Annotated in this window: 1 protein-coding gene; it reads right to left on the reverse strand. The window is 43.9% G+C overall.

What is annotated here, in order from left to right:
* Window positions 1–241 precede the first annotated feature (241 nt).
* Window positions 242–754, reverse strand: a 513-nt coding sequence (locus KIV40_RS32870) for a 3'-5' exonuclease (protein WP_285353565.1), incomplete at its 5' end; no start/stop codon positions are given.

Here is a 754-nt window from a genome sequence, read left to right on the forward strand (position 1 = left end):
GATAAACGTGGGCTTCACTCATTGCATCTCTCCTTGTGCCTACATTCCTAATGAATTGGCAACTTCCTTTATGTTCAGTTTCTAAGTCAAGTTAGTGGACTGTCGTTGTGTTATCACTGTCGGCTAGCAGAGCCATTTCCACAATTAGACTTTAGGATGAGAAGCGTGTTTCTACTTAAAAAATAGCGAGTTAAGTGTTTTTTTGAGAGTTAGATCGTTTCAATTATTTACGCGGGTTGATTTATGAATAAGACGAGTTGAAGCGTGGTAGATCACCATGTTGAAGGCGCACAAATATCAGTGCGGCTGAGATAGCGTCTTGTAATGCATCATGTTTATTGGTGGGCAGCGGCAGGTCGAGCTGGCGACAGATGGTATCGAGGCTTAGATCGAAATAAGCGTTTGGCAGGTGTTTCTCGAGTTTTTCTTGATAGAGCTGACTAACTTCTACTAATGGATTAGGCATAGGGAAGCCAAAATGCTTTAAACACGCTTTATCAAGAATCTTTTTGTCATAGCGGATGTGGTAACCCACCAAAGGTCGATTACCGATGAAGTCGAGCAGTGCGCTGATGGCTTGCTTCTCTTCGACCCCATGTTTGAGGTCTTGGTGGCGAATGCGATGGATTTTTATCGAGTTAGAATCTAAAGATTGAGGTGCTCTTAGTCTGACCTCAAACGGCTGACTGGTGATGATGCGGTTGCCGACAATCTTGGTCGCTGCAATTGAGACTAGCTCCGCTTGATTTGGATC

The organism is Vibrio sp. D173a (assembly GCF_030248475.1).